Below are 17,239 nucleotides of genomic sequence, written 5' to 3'. Positions count from 1 at the left end.
ACGTGTCGGTCAGCGCCGCTTGCGCTTGGTCGACTTGTTCCGATTCGCCTGCGGTCTCGGTTTGATCGGTGCCGCGGCACCGGTCGTCGTACCCGAGGTCTCGCTGCCGTCGACCGAGGACTCTTCGCTGACCGGTTCCATCTTCGACAGCTTCGGTCGCGCACCCGGCTTGGGCTTGGTGGTGGACACGGGCTTCACACCGGGCTTCGGCGCATTCTCCGAGCGCTTCTCCACGGCCGCTGCAGCCTTGGACGCTTCTTCTTTGTCGATCTTTCCGAAGACCAGGTGTTGCTGTGCGTACGTCCAGGTGTTGTTGCTGACCCAGTACAGCAGGATTGCGATCGGTAGTAGGGCACCGAAGACCAGTACACCCAAGGGGAACACATACAGCGCGAGCTTGTTCATGATCGCGGACTGCGGGTTCGCCGCTGCGGCGGCGCTCTGACGAGCCACCGATGCACGCGAGTTCATATGGGTCATGATCGCCGCGATGATCATCAGCGGAATCGATACCGCCGCGATGACGAACGTGGACGGAATGGAAGCACCTGGTCCGACGGCGAAAGCGTTGAGCTGCTCCTGCGGCATGGTGATCCACGCCGAGATCGGGGCTCCGAACAGTCGAGCGTCGAGGAACGACTGCACATCGGCAACGCTGAACGCGTAGTTGGAGAGTTCGCGGTTCTCTTCCGGGCTCAGGCCGAGCTGGCCGACACCGGTGCCGGTGCGGTTGAACGAACGCAGCACGTGAAACAGGCCGATGAACACGGGTGCCTGCGCCAGCACCGGCAAACAACCCATCAACGGATTGAAGCCGTGCTCCTTCTGGAGCTTCTGCATCTCGACGGCCATTTTTTGCTTGTCTTTGCCGTACTTCTTCTGCAGAGCCTTGATCTGCGGCTGCAGTTCCTGCATCTGCCGCGTCGTGCGGACCTGTTTGACGAAGGGCTTGTAGAGAATCAGGCGGAGTGTGAAGACCAGGAAGACGACGGACAGCGCCCAGGCGAACCCATTGCTGGGATCCTGGAACACAAAGCCGAACACCTTGTGCCACACCCAGAGAATCCAGGCAACCGGGTAGTAAATGAAGTCGAGCACGGCTCTATGTACTCCTCTGTTCTTCCACTCGCACGAGATCGTGGTGTTCTTCGGTTTCGGTCAGCTCGGTGACGCTCGCGCGCCACCTACCGGGCTCGGGCACCGGGTTCCATCCTCCAGAGTGCCAGGGAGCACATTTGAGGAGGCGGACGACTGCCAGCAACGAGCCCTTCATCATCCCGTGCAGCTGCAGCGCCTCGACGGCGTACTCACTGCAGGTGGGGGAGAAGCGACAGGTGGGAGGTCTCATCGGGGACACATATGTTCGGTACAACCCGATGAGATACACGAGTGATCGAGCAGGAATGGAACGAAGGTTGCCCATGAATGTCATGACGGCGGACCCTTCGGAGCTTCGAGAAGACCGAGCTTCTTCAATCCTGAACGCAGTTGAATCAAGAGATCTGCCGAGGACGCTCTCGCGGCTCCGGGCAGTGCGCGGATGACCACGTCGGTGGTCTCGGGGAGCTCACCGATCACGTCGCTACAGATATGCCGAAGCCGGCGCGCAACTCGATGACGAGTTACGGCCGGCCCGACTGCCTTGCTGACGATCAATCCGAATCGTGGTCCCCGAACGGTCGACGCGATGTCCTGCTCATCCCGCACGACGGCGTGGACAACCAGATCAGATCTACCCATTCGGCGTCCTCGACGCACCGCTACGGTGAAATCACGTGCTCGGTGCAGTCGATTCGGCTCAGGAAGCATCCCGAGCTCCAAGGTTCGGACGAACGAATATCAGGCTGTGAGTTCTTTACGGCCCTTGCCGCGACGTGCGGAAACGATTGCACGACCCGCACGGGTACGCATACGAAGACGGAAGCCATGAACGCGCGCGCGGCGGCGATTGTTCGGCTGGAACGTCCGCTTGCCCTTGGCCACGGTCAACACTCCTCGAGATTCGAAGACGCCGATCTGTCGGCGCCTGCTGTAAAGGTTCCAGCGAGTTCGGATGAAGTCGCTTGCCTCCCGAGCGAGAAATCCGAGTGAAGACAGACTGTGAGCAGCCAGCAAGCATCGGCCACCTCGCTATTGGGTGACTGTTCGAGAGTACTGATCGAGTCACCGGTGGTCAAACTCGCTCCGAACCGATCGGCTCGGCAATTCATCCACAGGCACGGGCTGTGGCGGCGACCGACCGTGTGATCTGCATCGAATTCGGTCTCGGGTGTGGGTCGGCGGCGATGCTGTTCGTCCGATCGTACGACAGACAACGGTCATCGGTGCAGGTCAGACTGATGGGCGTGTCATAGCACGAACCGAAACGAGCTCTGGGGTCACATCGGTGTCGTTTATCCACACCTGTGGATAATTGTGTGGAAACACAGTTCAGGTGGCATATTCGTACCTTGCGGGGTCCACCCACGGACCCTGGTCTCGGCCGCGGCGACGCACGATCGACGACGCTATCCGACGATCCCGCCGCGCGGGTGGGAAACGACGCACGAATGTCACGCGTCGTACCCGTACGAGACCAACGCACGACAACGGAGGGATCGACGTGAACGACGATCCGGATGCGCTCGCGCGCATCTGGCCCGAGGTGGTCGCGGAGCTCACATCCGACCGACACAGTGGGTCGCCGCTGACCAAAGGCCAGAAGGCCTGGCTCGCGCTGGTCAAACCGTTGACTCTGACGCAGGGATTCGCCCTGCTCGCAGTTCCCTCGACCTTCGCCCAGGAGGCGATCGAGCGAGACCTTCGCGAACCTATTCTCGGCGCTCTCGGGCGTCATCTGGGGCAGGGCGTCGAAGGACTCGGCGTGCGAATCTCCGCTCCCGAGGACGAGAAGATCGAGTCCGAGCGGTCGACCTATCCCGACGCCGTGAGCTCTCCTACCTACCGGCGCCGCATCCTGACCAGCAGGGACGACGAGCCGTCGGACTCGGAAACGGCAGATTACGAAGAGGTCGACGACGAACGCGAGGCGCTCGCCAGCGTGCAGAACTCGTGGCCGACGTATTTCACCAAACCACCCGAGTCGACGCCCCCGTCATCGGGTGCGAACAGCCTGAACTCGAAGTACACCTTCGACACGTTCGTCATCGGTGCCTCGAATCGGTTCGCGCACGCAGCAGCGGTGGCCATCGCCGAAGCCCCTGCCCGCGCATACAACCCGCTGTTCGTGTGGGGGGCGTCGGGACTGGGCAAGACTCACCTACTGCACGCAGCCGGCCATTACGCGCAACGTCTGTTCCCGGGCATGCGCGTCAAATACGTCTCCACCGAGGAATTCACGAACGACTTCATCAACAGTCTTCGTGACGACCGCAAGGTGGCCTTCAAGCGCCGGTACCGCGAGACGGACGTGTTGCTCGTCGACGACATCCAGTTCATCGAAGGCAAGGAAGGCATCCAGGAGGAGTTCTTCCACACCTTCAACACGCTGCACAACGCGAACAAGCAGATCGTGGTCTCCTCCGACCGGCCCCCGAAACAGTTGGCGACCCTCGAGGAGAGGCTCCGCACCCGCTTCGAGTGGGGCCTGATCACCGACGTGCAGCCCCCCGAGCTCGAGACCCGCATCGCGATTCTGAGCAAGAAGGCTCGGATGGACCGACTCGACGTACCGCACGACGTGCTCGAACTGATCGCCAGCCGAATCGAACGCAACATCCGTGAGCTGGAAGGCGCCCTGATTCGCGTCACGGCGTTCGCATCGCTCAACGGGCAAGCACTGGATCTGACTCTGGCGGAGGTGGTGCTGCGCGATCTCATTCCCGATTCGTCGAGTCTCGAGATCAACGCAGCCACGATCATGGCCGTCACGGCGGAGTACTTCAACACCTCGATCGAAGACCTGTGTGGCCCGGGAAAGGCCAGGGCATTGGCCATGGCCAGGCAGATAGCGATGTATCTCTGCCGCGAGCTCACCGACTTGTCTCTGCCCAAGATCGGTCAGACATTCGGACGAGATCACACGACGGTCATGTACGCGGACAAGAAGATTCGCAAGGAGATGACCGAGCGTCGCAAGGTGTACGACCAGGTCCAGGAGCTAACTGCACGGATCAAGCAACGCTCGAAGCGGTAGAGATCCGGGCACGGACGAACGCAGAAGACGGCACCGAATCCCATCGCGGGTTCGGTGCCGTCTTACGTTTCTCGTCGTCTTCCGGACCGATTCTCGACTCGGATTCCGCGAGTTCTCGAGGCGTCGAGCATTGATTCACACCTGTGGATAACCATGTGGACAACATCGAAGTTCTGGGGATGGAGTGTGGGGCCCTGTGCACCGATGCGATTCGTCCACAGGGCGCCGAGCATCAACCTCCGATTGGTCCCGAGTTCATCCCCACGACACCACGCTCGGCCACCAGCGGCTCGATGGGTCCGTGCACAGATTCCACAGGACCTATTAATACTTCTGTTTTCTCCTTGAAAGAACTTCTTTGAAAACAGGTGTTGGGGAACGATCCGTTCACAGGCCCTCCGAGATGGATCGAATCCCACGTTCGGCGTGAGCCTCGAGCTTTCAACTTCGCTTCGGAGGGCATACGGTGTGCTTGCGCTGGATGTGCCAGACTCGTCGTTGCATCGGTTCGAGCCGCAACGATCGAGGTTGCTCCGCTCCTGCCGTGAAGACGAACGCCACCGAACGAGAGGAAATGCCGAGCGATGGAGCTTGGAAGTTTGAAGTTTCGCGTTGCTCGTGAAGATTTTTCCGATTCGGTCGCATGGGTGGCCCGTAGCTTGCCGTCCCGGCCGCCCGTTCCCGTTCTCGGTGGAGTTCTTCTCGCCGCCGACGAACAGGGCCTGACGGTCTCCGGATTCGACTACGAGGTATCCACTCAGGTCAAAGTGTCCGCCGAGGTTGCCACCGCAGGTCGAGTTCTGGTGTCGGGCAAGCTACTTGCCGATATCACGAAGTCTCTGCCGAACAAGCCGGTGGACGTCACGGTCGACGGAACCCGCGTTCTGGTCAACTGCGGAAGCGCCAAGTTCTCACTGCCGACGATGCCGGTGGAGGACTACCCGCAGCTCCCCGAGTTGCCCACCAACACCGGTTCGCTGGCCGGTGATGTCTTCTCCGAGGCAATCGCCCAGGTCGCCATCGCCGCGGGCAAGGACGACACCCTTCCCATGCTCACCGGTATCCGCGTGGAGATCGACGGCACCAACGTCGTTCTCGCGGCCACCGACCGTTTCCGGTTGGCGGTTCGTGAGGTGGAATGGGTTCCCGCCGGGGCCGACACCACCACTGCGGTGCTCATCCCGGCCAAGACCCTGTCCGAGTCGGCGAAGACCCTCGGCGGTAACGCGAGCTCGCCCGTCGAACTGGCTCTGGGTTCGGGATCGTCCATCGGTAGCGACGGCCTACTCGGCATCGTCAGCGACGGGCGCCGCACCACGACGCGACTGCTCGACGCCGAATTCCCGAAGTTTCGTCAGTTGCTGCCGGCCGAACACACTGCGGTGGCGACCCTCGAGATCGCATCGTTGGTCGAGGCCATCAAGCGTGTGGCCCTCGTTGCCGAGCGTGGCGCGCAGGTTCGTCTGGAATTCAATGCCGAGGGCGTCCTACTCTCTGCCGGCGGCGACGATGCAGGTCGTGCCGAGGAGGCACTGCCCGCCGATTTCCAGGGCGAGGCACTCACCATCGCCTTCAACCCGGGCTATCTGATCGATGGCTTGTCTTCTCTGCACAGCGACAAGGTGACCTTCGGATTCACGACGCCCAGCCGGCCCGCAGTGTTGCGTCCGACATCGGACGAGGAACTGGTGGCCGACGACGCGGGCAAGTTCGCGGCGCCGCAATCCGAATACACGTACTTGCTGATGCCGGTCAGGCTGCCGGGCTGATCGAGCCTGATTACTGTTGAACCCGCGGACACTCCGCACCTGACACAGACAAGGACGCCTCATCATGCAGCTGGGCTTGGTCGGTCTCGGAAAAATGGGCTTCAACATGCGCGAGAGACTGCGTGAGCACGGTCACGAGGTCGTCGGTTACGACCCCCGGCCCGAAGTGACCGATACCCCGTCACTGGCCGGTCTCGCGCAGGCACTGACGGCACCGAGGGTGGTGTGGGTGATGGTTCCGTCGGGCAAGATCACCCGCGATACCGTCACCGGTCTGGCGGAGGTACTCGAGCCAGGCGATCTCGTGATCGACGGCGGCAACTCTCGGTTCACCGATGACAAGCCCAATGCAGAGCTGTTGGACGCCAAGGGAATCGGTTACATCGATGCCGGAGTATCCGGCGGCGTCTGGGGCCTGAAGAACGGCTACGGCCTGATGGTCGGCGGCCAGGACGAGCATGTCGCACGCGCGATGCCGATCTTCGACGCCTTGCGTCCGGAAGGCGAGCGTGCGGACGGATTCGTACATGCGGGCCCGGTCGGAGCAGGCCATTACTCGAAGATGGTGCACAACGGCATCGAATACGGGTTGATGCAGGCGTACGCCGAGGGTTACGAGATCCTCGAAGCCGAAGAACTCGTGCAGGATGTCCAGGGCGTGCTGCGGGCCTGGAGCAAGGGCACGGTGGTGCGGTCCTGGTTGCTCGATCTGTTGGTCGAAGCGCTCGGCCAGGATCCGGAATTCAGTGAGATCTCCGGCTACACCGAGGATTCCGGTGAGGGCCGCTGGACCGTCGAGGAAGCCATTCGGCACGCTGTCCCGGCACCGGTGATCTCCGCCGCGCTGTTCGCGAGATTTGCCTCGCGGCAAGAGGATTCGCCTGCCATGAAGGCTGTCTCTGCACTGCGGAACCAGTTCGGCGGGCATGCGGTCAAGAAGGTCGATGCCGACGAGACCCTGCGCGCTCCGGCGCCGAATCACACCGAGTAAGTGTTCGTCCGGTCTCTTCAGCTGCACGATTTCCGATCCTGGGACGACCTCACCGTCGACCTCGGACCGGGCTCGACCGTGTTCGTAGGGCCGAACGGACACGGCAAGACCAATCTGCTCGAGTCGCTCAACTATCTGTCGACGTTGTCCTCCCATCGGGTGTCCTCGGACGCTCCCATGATTCGGGCAGGTGCTGCCAAGGCGTTCGTGGGCAGTGCCGTGGTCAATCACGGTCGCGAACTGATCATCGATGTGGAGCTTCTCGACGGTAAGGCCAACAAGGCTCGGATGAACAGGTCGCCGCTGCGGCGTCCACGTGAGATTCTGGGCGTGTTGCAGAGTGTGCTGTTCGCTCCCGAGGATCTCTCACTCGTCCGCGGCGATCCCAGTGAGCGACGACGGTATCTCGACGAGCTGCTGACCACTCGAATTCCTCGAATGGCCACTGTCCGTGCAGATTACGACAAGGTTCTGCGGCAGCGATCGGCTCTGCTCAAGACGGCTAGTGGATCGTTGCGCCGCGGATCGTCCTCGGGCGACGGCGCAAGCGCGCTTGCCACTCTCGATGTGTGGGACGGGCATCTCGCGGCGCACGGAGCTCGATTGCTTTCTGCCAGAATAGGTTTGGTGCACGAGCTGATGCCGTTCGTGCAACAGTCCTACAGTTCGATCGCGCCGGAATCGCGCTTGGCCGCCGTTGCCTATCGATGCAGTCTTGCCGATGCTTTGCCGCCGGAGTTCTCCGATGCCGATCGTGCACCCGAGCCCGATGACGTCGACGTTCTGGAAGCTGCTTTCCTTCATCAACTTTCGGTGATGCGCCAACGTGAGATCGAGCGTGGTGTATGCCTGGTGGGACCGCACCGAGACGATCTCGAGTTGATGCTCGGTGATCAACCGACCAAAGGCTTTGCCAGCCATGGTGAGTCGTGGTCGTATGCATTGTCGTTGCGGCTCGGGTCCTTCGGCCTGCTCCGTGAGGACGGCACGGATCCGGTACTGATGCTCGACGATGTCTTCGCCGAGCTCGACCGAAAGCGGCGTGCTGCGCTGGCGACGGTGGCGGCCGGTGCCGAGCAGGTACTGATCACTGCCGCGGTACCGGAGGACGTTCCACCCGAGCTCGACGCGCGTCGCTACGGAGTGGAAGCCCAGCAGGGTTCGAATTCCGGTGCTGCAGGACGTATCTCGCGGATCACGGATCTGTCCAGCTTTACCGAGACCGCAGGCACGGAGAGCGAGGTTCGATGAACGACGACGAGGGAGTCCCCACCGACGCGGGTGAGGCACCGGAGTTGAAAGGCATCGATCTGGCGCGTCGAGCACTCGAGGATGCGCGCGCTGCCGCCAAGGCGAGCGGCAAGTCGGTGGGTCAGGGCCGGTCGTCGCCGACCGGCGGAGTGCGGGCACTGCGGGGGCGTCGTCGACGGGGTTGGTCGGGTGCCGGGCCCGACGACCGAGACCCGCAGGCGTTCGGTGCCCTGGCCAATACGATCGCGGCCAAGCGTGGGTGGTCGGCCAAGGTCTCGGAGGGTGCGGTGCTGGGTCGATGGCCCAGCGTCGTCGGTGAGGACATATCGGCTCATGCGGAACCGACGACTCTCAAGGACGGAGTGCTCAGTATCTCGGCCGAGTCCACTGCGTGGGCGACGCAATTGAGACTGATGCAGTCGCAGATTCTGGCGAAGATCGCGGCAGCGGTCGGGCACGGTGTGGTGACCTCTCTTCGCATCACCGGGCCGACGACGCAGAGCTGGAGAAAAGGCGAACGTCACGTGCGCGGACGGGGACCGCGGGATACGTACGGATAGTGACACGTCCTCACGGCGTTTCGCCATACTGCCTGGTCCACGTGATCCTCAACAGATGTTGCGTCCAGTGTTGCTGTGACATGGTCTATATGCGTAGCGTGATTCGGGACACGCACCGGTCGGGGGACCGAATATCTGTGATGCGCGGCCATCGGACGAGGAGAAGTTGTGTCTGCACCCACGAAGAAGTCTTCGGCAGCGGCCGTCGACGTCGACGGCACACCCGAGGACCGGGTGATTCTGCACGCTCGTAACGTCGAATTCGACTGGAAGAGCCTGCCGTTGCATTACATGGACGGCGACCCACTCGCGACACATCTGATCAATGTGATGCATCTGCTTCTCCCCGAGGGTGAGGAGTGGTTCGTGCGCACCTTCAAAGAGGCCCTGCCGCTGATCCACGACGATCAGTTGCGTGACGACGTCATCGGCTTCATCGGCCAGGAGGCGATGCACGCGCAGGCGCATACCGAAGTGCACGATCAGCTACGGGCGCACGGCATCGATGTCGATCCGTACGTCGACCAGATGAAGTTCCTGTTCGGCCGCGCTCTCGGCAACAGATCGGGACACGGTCAGAACAGTCTGGTCGAGCGCCTCGCTCTGATCGCCGCTGCCGAGCATCTCACCGCGTTCCTGGGCGACTGGGTTCTCAACGCATCCGAGTTGGACGAGGCCAACATCGATCCGATCATGTTGGATCTGTTGCGCTGGCACGGTGCCGAGGAGGTCGAGCATCGGTCGGTGGCCTACGAGGTGATGCGGTACTTCGATGTGCGTCCCGCCCGCCGGATCCGTACGTACGTCGTCATCGCGCCCACCCTCGTCTGGTTCTGGACGCGCGGTGTCCGCTTTCTCATGAGCCAGGACCCGTCGCTCGCCCATCTCCCAGCGAAGCAGCGCATACCGTCGTTCCGGGATTTTCGGCAGGTGACCAAGGCAGGTCTTTTCCCGACACCGATGTCGATGGTGAAGGCGTCGCTGCGCTACTTCAAGAGCACGTACCACCCGTCTCAGGAAGGGTCGACTGCGCAGGCAGTCCAGTATCTGGCCACCTCACCGGCAGCCAGGTCCGCCGATCGATGACAAAACGCACGTTGCGGAGCAAGCTCGGCGCAATGGCACAGATGGTCGACTCGTTTCGGGTCGGGCGCACCATTCCGAAGAATCTGTACGGACGCGACGAACCCGATCAGACGGTTTCTCTGGTGACGGATGCGCTCGACAAGTGGTTCGCGCTGCTCGACGGTGACGAGTACGACTCGTCGTTCGCGGCACCACTCGTGGTGCGTACCCACACGGTCACGCTGATGTCGCGTGAGGTGCTCTGCGTCGACGAGAACGTCGTCCTGTTGACCTTCGCCGCCACCGACGGTTCGGTTCTACCGGCGTGGGCGCCGGGGATGCACCTCGACTTCTATCTTCCGTCCGGACGGCGTCGGCAGTACTCGTTGTGTGGCCTGCCCGACGCCGACACCTACTCCATCGCGGTTCGTCTGGTTCCGGACGGCGGCGGCGGATCCCGAGAGATGCACGACCTGACCGTCGGTACCGAAGTATCGATTCGCGGACCGCGCAACGGTTTTCCGTTCGTCCCGTCCGAACATGCGGTGTTCGTGGCCGGCGGGATCGGTATCACCGCCATCATCTCGATGGTGCGTCGCGCCCGCGAATCCGGGATGGACTGGCATCTCGTGTACTGCGGACGTTCCCGCGATTCGATGCCGTTCCTCGACGAGATCGCCGGCTGGGATTCCGACCGCGTGACCGTCCGCACCGACGATGTGGACGGCATGCCGTCGAGCATGGATCTACTCGGTGCCGCCGCCCCCGGCGGTTCGGTCTACGTGTGCGGGCCACCGCCGATGATCGACCTCGTGCGGGTGTCGTTCGACTCGCTGCCTGCGACGCATCTGCACTTCGAGCGTTTCTCTCCTCCACCGGTGAAGAACGGTACGGAGTTCGAGGTACAGCTGGTCGACTCCGGAGACGTCATCGTCGTCGGTCCGGACGAGACTGCGCTGCATGCCATTCGGCGGGTGCGACCCGACATCGCGTATTCCTGCCAGCAAGGCTTCTGCGGAACCTGCAGGGTTCGTGTGCTCAACGGAACACCGCAGCATCGAGAGAATCGACTCACTGCCGAGGAGCAGCAACACGAGATGTTGATCTGTGTCTCGCGATCCGAGGGCCAGCGGATCGTGCTCGATCTGTAGCCGATCGCCGGTTTTACCCTTCATCTTTGTCGGCCGATACCGAAAAAATGCGCCTGTGAAGCAATCAGGGGCCTTTTCGGGGTGTCATCGCGCCATGGCTGTCGTGGGCAACCAGTACTATGGACCGGTACGAGAGAAGCCCGGAACAAACGTATGGGCCCGGGCGCGGTCGAATCGGCTGCGTCGGCCCCTGCGGTAGCACCCTGACGGGGTGTGAGCGGGGTAGTGGACGCGTAGAAGGAGAACCAGCTAACCGTGGCTGCCCAGAAGTCAGGTAACAACGAGAACAGCAAGGATTACGGCGCTTCGTCCATCACGGTCCTCGAGGGACTGGAAGCGGTTCGTAAAAGGCCCGGTATGTACATCGGATCCACCGGTGAGCGAGGCCTGCACCACCTGATCTGGGAGGTCGTCGACAACTCCGTCGACGAGGCCATGGCCGGTTACGCCTCCACCGTGGACGTCACCATCCACGTGGACGGCAGCGTCGAGGTCAAGGACGACGGCCGCGGAATTCCCGTCGCCATGCACGCCTCCGGTGTTCCCACCGTCGAGGTCGTCATGACCCAGCTGCACGCCGGTGGCAAGTTCGACTCCGACTCCTACGCCGTCTCCGGCGGCCTGCACGGCGTCGGCATCTCCGTCGTCAACGCGCTGTCCACCAAGGTCGAATTGCAGATCGCGCGTGACGGGCACCGCTACAAGCAGACCTACGACTACGCCAAGCCCGGCCCTCTCGAGACTGTCGGCGACACCACCGAGACCGGCACCACGGTTCGCTTCTGGGCCGACGGCAAGATCTTCGAGACTCTCGACTACAGCTTCGAGACCGTGCACCGTCGCCTGCAGGAGATGGCGTTCCTGAACAAGGGACTGACCATCAACTTCACCGACGAGAGGGTGGCCGCCACCGACGCCACCGAGGAGGAACTGGGCGAGACCGCCGAGGCACCCAAGACCGCCGAGGAAGAGCAGGCTGACGCCGCCAACGCGAAACCGGCCAAGGTGCGCAAGCGGACGTATCACTACCCCGACGGTCTGGTCGATTTCGTCAAGCACATCAACCGGACGAAGACTGCGATCCACAACTCCGTCGTGGGCTTCACCGGTAAGGGTGAGGGCCACGAGGTCGAGATCGCCATGCAGTGGAACGCCGGTTACTCCGAGTCGGTACACACCTTCGCCAACACGATCAACACGCACGAGGGCGGTACCCACGAAGAGGGTTTCCGTACCGCGTTGACGTCCACGGTGAACAAGTACGCACTCGAGAAGAAGCTGGTCAAGGAAAAGGACATCAAGCTCACCGGCGACGACATCCGAGAGGGACTCGCTGCGGTCATCTCGGTACGCGTGGGCGAGCCGCAGTTCGAGGGACAGACCAAGACCAAGCTCGGAAACACCGAGATCAGGTCGTTCGTCCTCAAGGCCTGCAACGAGCATCTCTCGCACTGGTTCGAGTCGAACCCGGCCGACGCCAAGACGATCATCAACAAGGCCGTGTCGTCCGCCCAGGCTCGACTGGCCGCGCGTAAGGCGCGAGAGATGGTGCGGCGCAAGAGCGCAACCGATATCGGCGGGCTGCCCGGCAAGCTCGCCGACTGCCGATCGAACGACCCGAGCAAGTCCGAGATCTACATCGTGGAGGGCGACTCCGCCGGCGGCTCGGCCAAGTCCGGTCGAGACTCGATGTTTCAGGCAATCCTGCCGCTGCGCGGAAAGATCATCAACGTCGAGAAGGCCCGTATCGACCGCGTCCTCAAGAACAACGAGGTCCAGGCCATCATCACCGCGTTCGGCACCGGCATCCACGACGAGTTCGATCTCGCCAAGCTGCGCTATCACAAGATCGTTCTGATGGCCGACGCCGATGTCGACGGTCAACACATCTCCACGCTGCTGATGACATTGCTGTTCCGGTTCATGCGTCCGTTGATCGAGAACGGTCACGTCTACCTGGCCATGCCGCCGCTGTACAAGCTGAAGTGGAGTCGCGGTGAGCCCGACTTCGCGTACTCCGATCGAGAGCGCGACGGATTGCTCGAGGCCGGCATCGCCAACAAGCGCAAGATCAACATCGAAGACGGCGTCCAGCGATACAAAGGCCTCGGCGAGATGAACGCCAAGGAACTGTGGGAAACGACCATGGACCCGGCCGTGCGAGTGCTGCGTCTCGTCACCCTCGACGACGCCGCCGCTGCAGACGAACTGTTCAGCGTCCTGATGGGCGAGGACGTGTCCGCACGCCGAAGCTTCATCGCGCGCAACGCGAAAGATGTTCGCTTTCTTGACGTCTAGTCACTTCCCTTCACGCGCCGACGAGTTCTCTCGGTGCGTGAAGGTGACCGCTTCTCGAGGAGATTTGCATGTCTGACATCACCGAACCGCCGGTAGGACCCCCGCCGGGTTCGACCACCAACGCAGAGGGCGGCGACCGGATCGATCCGGTCGACATCCAGCAGGAAATGCAGCGCAGCTACATCGATTACGCCATGAGCGTCATCGTCGGTCGTGCACTGCCCGAGGTCCGTGACGGACTCAAGCCGGTGCACCGCCGAGTGCTCTACGCGATGTACGACTCGGGCTTCCGTCCCGACCGCAGCTACGTCAAATCCGCACGCCCCGTTGCGGAAACGATGGGTAACTACCACCCGCACGGCGACACCTCGATCTACGACGCACTGGTGCGTCTGGCACAGCCGTGGTCGATGCGGTACCCACTTGTCGACGGTCAGGGCAACTTCGGTTCGCGCGGCAACGACGGTGCGGCCGCCATGCGATACACCGAGGCTCGGCTGACCCCGCTCGCAATGGAGATGCTGCGCGACATCGACGAGGAAACCGTCGATTTCATCCCCAACTACGACGGCAAAACCCAAGAGCCGACGGTACTTCCGTCACGGGTGCCGAACCTGTTGATGAACGGCTCCAACGGCATCGCCGTCGGTATGGCCACCAACATCCCCCCGCACAATCTGCGTGAACTGGGCGACGCGGTGTTCTGGGCCCTGGACAACTTCGAGGCGGACGAGGAAGCAACTCTCGCGGCCTGCATGGAACGCGTCAAGGGTCCGGACTTCCCCACACACGGACTCATCGTCGGTGGCCAGGGCATCCAGGACGCGTACTCGACCGGGCGCGGTTCGATCCGGATGCGCGGCGTCGTCGAGATCGAAGAAGATTCCAACGGCCGCACCACGATCGTCATCACCGAGCTGCCGTACCAGGTCAACCCGGACAACCTGATCACCTCGATCGCCGAGCAGGTACGCGACGGCAAGATGTCGGGCATCTCGAAGATCGACGACGAGTCGTCCGACCGAGTCGGTATGCGCATCGTCGTCACCATCAAGCGTGACGCGGTCGCGAAGGTGGTGCTCAACAACCTCTACAAGCATTCGCAGCTGCAGACGAGCTTCGGCGCGAACATGCTCTCGATCGTCGACGGTGTTCCGCGTACGTTGCGCCTGGACCAGATGATTCGGTTCTACGTCACGCACCAACTCGACGTGATCGTTCGGCGCACTCGGTACCGGCTGCGCAGAGCGGAGGAGCGGGCCCACATTCTGCGCGGACTTGTCAAGGCGCTCGACGCGCTGGACGAGGTCATTGCACTCATCCGGGCGTCCCAGACGGTGGATCTGGCCAGGCAGGGCTTGATCGACCTGCTCGACATCGACGAGATTCAGGCCCAGGCGATCCTCGACATGCAGCTGCGGCGCCTCGCAGCCCTCGAACGCCAGAAGATCATCGACGATTTGGCCGAACTGGAAATTACGATCGCGGACCTCAAGGACATTCTCGCCAACGAGGACCGTCAGCGACAGATTGTTCGAGACGAGCTCGCCGAGATCGTCGAGAAGTTCGGCGACGACCGTCGTACGCGCATCATCGCCTCCGACGGGGACGTCAACGACGAGGACCTGATCGCGCGGGAGAACGTGGTCGTCACGATCACCGAGACCGGCTACGCCAAGCGCACCAAGACCGACCTCTACCGATCGCAGAAGCGCGGCGGCAAGGGCGTCATGGGTGCGGGCCTCAAACAGGACGACATCGTCAGCAAGTTCTTCGTCTGCTCGACGCACGACTGGATCCTGTTCTTCACCACCAAGGGCCGCGTCTACCGGGCCAAGGCCTACGAGCTGCCCGAGGCGAACCGCACCGCCCGCGGTCAGCACGTCGCGAACCTGCTCGCGTTCCAACCCGACGAACGCATCGCACAGGTCATCCAGATCAAGACCTACGAGGACGCGCCCTATCTGGTGCTCGCCACCAAGGGTGGTCTGGTCAAGAAGTCGCGACTGACCGATTTCGATTCGAACCGCAGCGGCGGCATCGTTGCCGTCAACCTGCGCGGCGACGACGAGTTGGTCGGGGCCGTGCTTGCGTCCTCCGACGACGATCTGTTGCTGGTGTCGGCACAGGGTCAGTCGATCCGGTTCTCCGCCACCGACGAGGTATTGCGACCGATGGGCCGCGCCACCTCCGGTGTCCAGGGGATGCGATTCAACGGTGAGGACGAGTTGCTCTCGCTCAACGTCGTCAGCGAGAACAAGTTCTTGCTGGTCGCAACGTCGGGTGGCTACTCCAAGCGCACCGCGATGGAGGACTACCCACAGCAGGGCCGCGGCGGAAAGGGAGTGCTGACAATTCAGTACGACCCGAAGCGTGGCACGCTGGTGGGAGCTCTCATCGTCGACGACGAGGACGAGCTGTACGCCATCACGTCCAGTGGTGGCGTAATCCGGACCGCTGCCAAGCAGGTTCGGAAAGCCGGCCGACAGACCAAGGGCGTGCGGTTGATGAATCTCGGTGAAGGCGACACACTGCTCGCGATCGCGCGCAACGCCGACGAGATCGAACCGGACGCCGTGGGCACCGAAGACGATGCAGCGAAGGAGTCGTAAGTGAGCACTCCCAACCGGCCTGGTAGCAGGCCCGGCCCCAACGGAGCCCCGGACAGCCGGGACGCCGCGCGGGCCGAGCAGCCCGCGCGTCCCGCGCCGCCCGAGGGAGCTCGCCCGGGCAATCGCCCACAGCCGGCCGCCCGTCCTGCGCCCGCAGCCGGCCGTGGCCCCGCCCCGCAGGGAGGTGCCCGCCCGCCGGTGCGTCCGCCACAAGGAGCTCCGAGCGGCCCGGCTCGACCGACGCAGGGGCCGCCCCCGCAGCGACCGCCTGCACCTCAGGGACCGCCGTCTCAGGGACCTCGGGGCGCGGCCGAGCAGGGTCCCCCGACATCTCGGCCGGTTCAGTCCGGTCCTCCGCAGGCTCAGCCCGGCCCGAACCAACCTGTTTCTCCGCAGCCCAATGGCGGTCAGCAGCCGAACGGTGGCCAGCAGTCCAACGGTCGACCACCGGAGCGGCAGGCACCGGCAGGCCTACCGGCTCGTCCGGCTCCGCCGCGGAACCAGGTGCCCGCCGAGTCGACGCAGGCACCGGTGGGATCGGCAGAGGCCGCTCCTGGTAACGCGACGCGTCCGGCTCCTGCACCCGTTCGCGGAGAACAGGCCGCGCCAGCAGCCACCCAGGCGATGCCCGCCCAGCAGGCCGATGGTGCGCAGGGTGGGTCCGGAACTCCGCCGTGGCAGCGTGGCGCCGGTCAGCGTCCTGCGTCGCAGGGTGCAGACGACCGGCAGCAGCCGCAGAACCAGCCGCAGACCAATCTTTCGGGTCGCGGTGCCGCTCTGCCTCCGAACGCGGAGTTCGACCGATCGGATCGCACGGTTGCCGAGGCGATCCAGCGCGAGTCGACCGAGGACAAGACCGAACGGCGTGACGCGGCCCGGTCCAAGGCAGCGGTGATCGATGGGCCCACCCGCCACATCGAGCGCAAGGATCTGGCGAAGGACATGCCTGATCTATCCGCCGTCCGGCATCCCGAGCCGTCCCAATCCGACCGCGCAGCGCCCGCCACCATCACAGCTGTGCCAAGCGCGGACGGCGATCCTCTGCGCGCGACCATCCAGATTCGCAAGATCGATCCGTGGTCGACGCTCAAGATCGCACTCGTCATCGCGGTATCGCTGTTCTTCGTCTGGATGGTGGCCGTCGGCTTGCTGTACGCCGTGCTCGACGGCATGGGCGTCTGGGACCGTCTCAACAGTGCCTTCACCGAGATCGTCAACGAATCCGGCGACGGCGGACTGGTGAGCGCGGGGCAGGTGTTCGGCTACGCGGCGGTCATCGGTGTGATCAATGTCGTACTCTTCACCGCCCTCACCACCATCGGCGCCTTCATCTACAACCTGTCGTCGGACCTGGTCGGTGGCGTCGAAGTGACACTGGCAGACCGGGACTGACCTGCACAATCGAGA

General features: G+C 63.1%; 14 protein-coding genes. 10 read left to right on the top strand and 4 right to left on the bottom strand.

From position 1 onward, the window contains the following. Nucleotides 1-9 precede the first annotated feature (9 nt). The 4 genes from yidC to rpmH are packed head-to-tail and all read right to left on the bottom strand — an operon-like array spanning nt 10 to nt 1,983. Complete coding sequence (yidC, locus tag CH275_RS07845) at nt 10-1,098, bottom strand: membrane protein insertase YidC (protein ID WP_094676791.1); 1,089 nt, start codon at nt 1,096-1,098, stop codon at nt 10-12. Between the two features lie 4 nt (nt 1,099-1,102). Then, nucleotides 1,103-1,432, bottom strand: coding sequence for a membrane protein insertion efficiency factor YidD (gene yidD, locus CH275_RS07840; RefSeq protein ID WP_094676789.1), 330 nt, complete (start codon nt 1,430-1,432; stop codon nt 1,103-1,105). Then, nucleotides 1,429-1,809: a ribonuclease P protein component gene (gene rnpA / locus CH275_RS07835; RefSeq protein WP_094676787.1), complete on the bottom strand. Its 381-nt coding sequence runs from the start codon at nt 1,807-1,809 to the stop codon at nt 1,429-1,431. The genes yidD and rnpA overlap by 4 nt, the downstream gene beginning before the upstream one ends. Nucleotides 1,810-1,839: 30 nt before the next feature. Beyond that, nucleotides 1,840-1,983, bottom strand: a complete 144-nt coding sequence (gene rpmH / locus CH275_RS07830) for a 50S ribosomal protein L34 (RefSeq protein WP_026347786.1) — start codon at nt 1,981-1,983, stop codon at nt 1,840-1,842. A gap of 619 nt (nt 1,984-2,602) precedes the next feature. Between rpmH and dnaA the strand changes: the two genes are divergently transcribed. The 10 genes from dnaA to CH275_RS29870 all read left to right on the top strand — a co-directional run bounded on the left by dnaA (nt 2,603) and on the right by CH275_RS29870 (nt 17,224). Then, complete coding sequence (dnaA, locus tag CH275_RS07825) at nt 2,603-4,135, top strand: chromosomal replication initiator protein DnaA (protein WP_094676785.1); 1,533 nt, start codon at nt 2,603-2,605, stop codon at nt 4,133-4,135. Nucleotides 4,136-4,719: 584 nt separating this feature from the next. Beyond that, the gene (gene dnaN, locus CH275_RS07820; protein WP_094676783.1) at nt 4,720-5,904 is read left to right on the top strand and encodes a DNA polymerase III subunit beta; all 1,185 of its coding nucleotides are present in this window, start codon (nt 4,720-4,722) and stop codon (nt 5,902-5,904) included. A 64-nt stretch (nt 5,905-5,968) separates the two neighbouring features. Beyond that, on the top strand, nt 5,969-6,895 hold the full coding sequence (gnd, locus tag CH275_RS07815; protein WP_094676781.1) for a phosphogluconate dehydrogenase (NAD(+)-dependent, decarboxylating): 927 nt from the start codon (nt 5,969-5,971) through the stop codon (nt 6,893-6,895). Next, nucleotides 6,896-8,146, top strand: a complete 1,251-nt coding sequence (gene recF, locus CH275_RS07810) for a DNA replication/repair protein RecF (protein ID WP_094676779.1) — start codon at nt 6,896-6,898, stop codon at nt 8,144-8,146. Next, complete coding sequence (locus CH275_RS07805) at nt 8,143-8,706, top strand: DUF721 family protein (RefSeq protein ID WP_094676777.1); 564 nt, start codon at nt 8,143-8,145, stop codon at nt 8,704-8,706. Before recF ends, CH275_RS07805 begins: the two co-directional genes overlap by 4 nt. A 168-nt stretch (nt 8,707-8,874) precedes the next feature. After that, nucleotides 8,875-9,792, top strand: a complete 918-nt coding sequence (locus tag CH275_RS07800) for a metal-dependent hydrolase (RefSeq protein WP_094676775.1) — start codon at nt 8,875-8,877, stop codon at nt 9,790-9,792. After that, nucleotides 9,789-10,922, top strand: coding sequence for a PDR/VanB family oxidoreductase (locus CH275_RS07795; RefSeq protein WP_256990912.1), 1,134 nt, complete (start codon nt 9,789-9,791; stop codon nt 10,920-10,922). Before CH275_RS07800 ends, CH275_RS07795 begins: the two co-directional genes overlap by 4 nt. Nucleotides 10,923-11,177: 255 nt before the next feature. Continuing rightward, on the top strand, nt 11,178-13,220 hold the full coding sequence (gene gyrB, locus CH275_RS07790; protein WP_094676771.1) for a DNA topoisomerase (ATP-hydrolyzing) subunit B: 2,043 nt from the start codon (nt 11,178-11,180) through the stop codon (nt 13,218-13,220). A gap of 68 nt (nt 13,221-13,288) precedes the next feature. Beyond that, complete coding sequence (gyrA, locus tag CH275_RS07785; protein ID WP_094676769.1) at nt 13,289-15,832, top strand: DNA gyrase subunit A; 2,544 nt, start codon at nt 13,289-13,291, stop codon at nt 15,830-15,832. Then, complete coding sequence (locus tag CH275_RS29870) at nt 15,833-17,224, top strand: DUF3566 domain-containing protein (protein WP_256990911.1); 1,392 nt, start codon at nt 15,833-15,835, stop codon at nt 17,222-17,224. Nucleotides 17,225-17,239 lie beyond the last annotated feature (15 nt).

Origin of the sequence: Rhodococcus sp. 06-235-1A, from assembly GCF_002258785.1 — a bacterium.
In the GTDB taxonomy this organism is placed as follows: Bacteria; Actinomycetota; Actinomycetes; order Mycobacteriales; family Mycobacteriaceae; genus Rhodococcoides.
Note: the sequence above shows the minus strand (reverse complement) of the source record. Positions and strands in the feature narration are given on the sequence as shown.

Bases quoted from the DNA above. Each gene is read 5' to 3' on its own strand.
- yidD (WP_094676789.1), bottom strand. From the start codon at position 1,432: ATGACATTCATGGGCAACCTTCGTTCCATTCCTGCTCGATCACTCGTG.
- rnpA (WP_094676787.1), bottom strand. From the start codon at position 1,809: ATGCTTCCTGAGCCGAATCGACTGCACCGAGCACGTGATTTCACCGTA.
- dnaN (WP_094676783.1), top strand. From the start codon at position 4,720: ATGGAGCTTGGAAGTTTGAAGTTTCGCGTTGCTCGTGAAGATTTTTCC.
- gnd (WP_094676781.1), top strand. From the start codon at position 5,969: ATGCAGCTGGGCTTGGTCGGTCTCGGAAAAATGGGCTTCAACATGCGC.
- CH275_RS07805 (WP_094676777.1), top strand. From the start codon at position 8,143: ATGAACGACGACGAGGGAGTCCCCACCGACGCGGGTGAGGCACCGGAG.
- CH275_RS07795 (WP_256990912.1), top strand. From the start codon at position 9,789: ATGACAAAACGCACGTTGCGGAGCAAGCTCGGCGCAATGGCACAGATG.
- gyrA (WP_094676769.1), top strand. From the start codon at position 13,289: ATGTCTGACATCACCGAACCGCCGGTAGGACCCCCGCCGGGTTCGACC.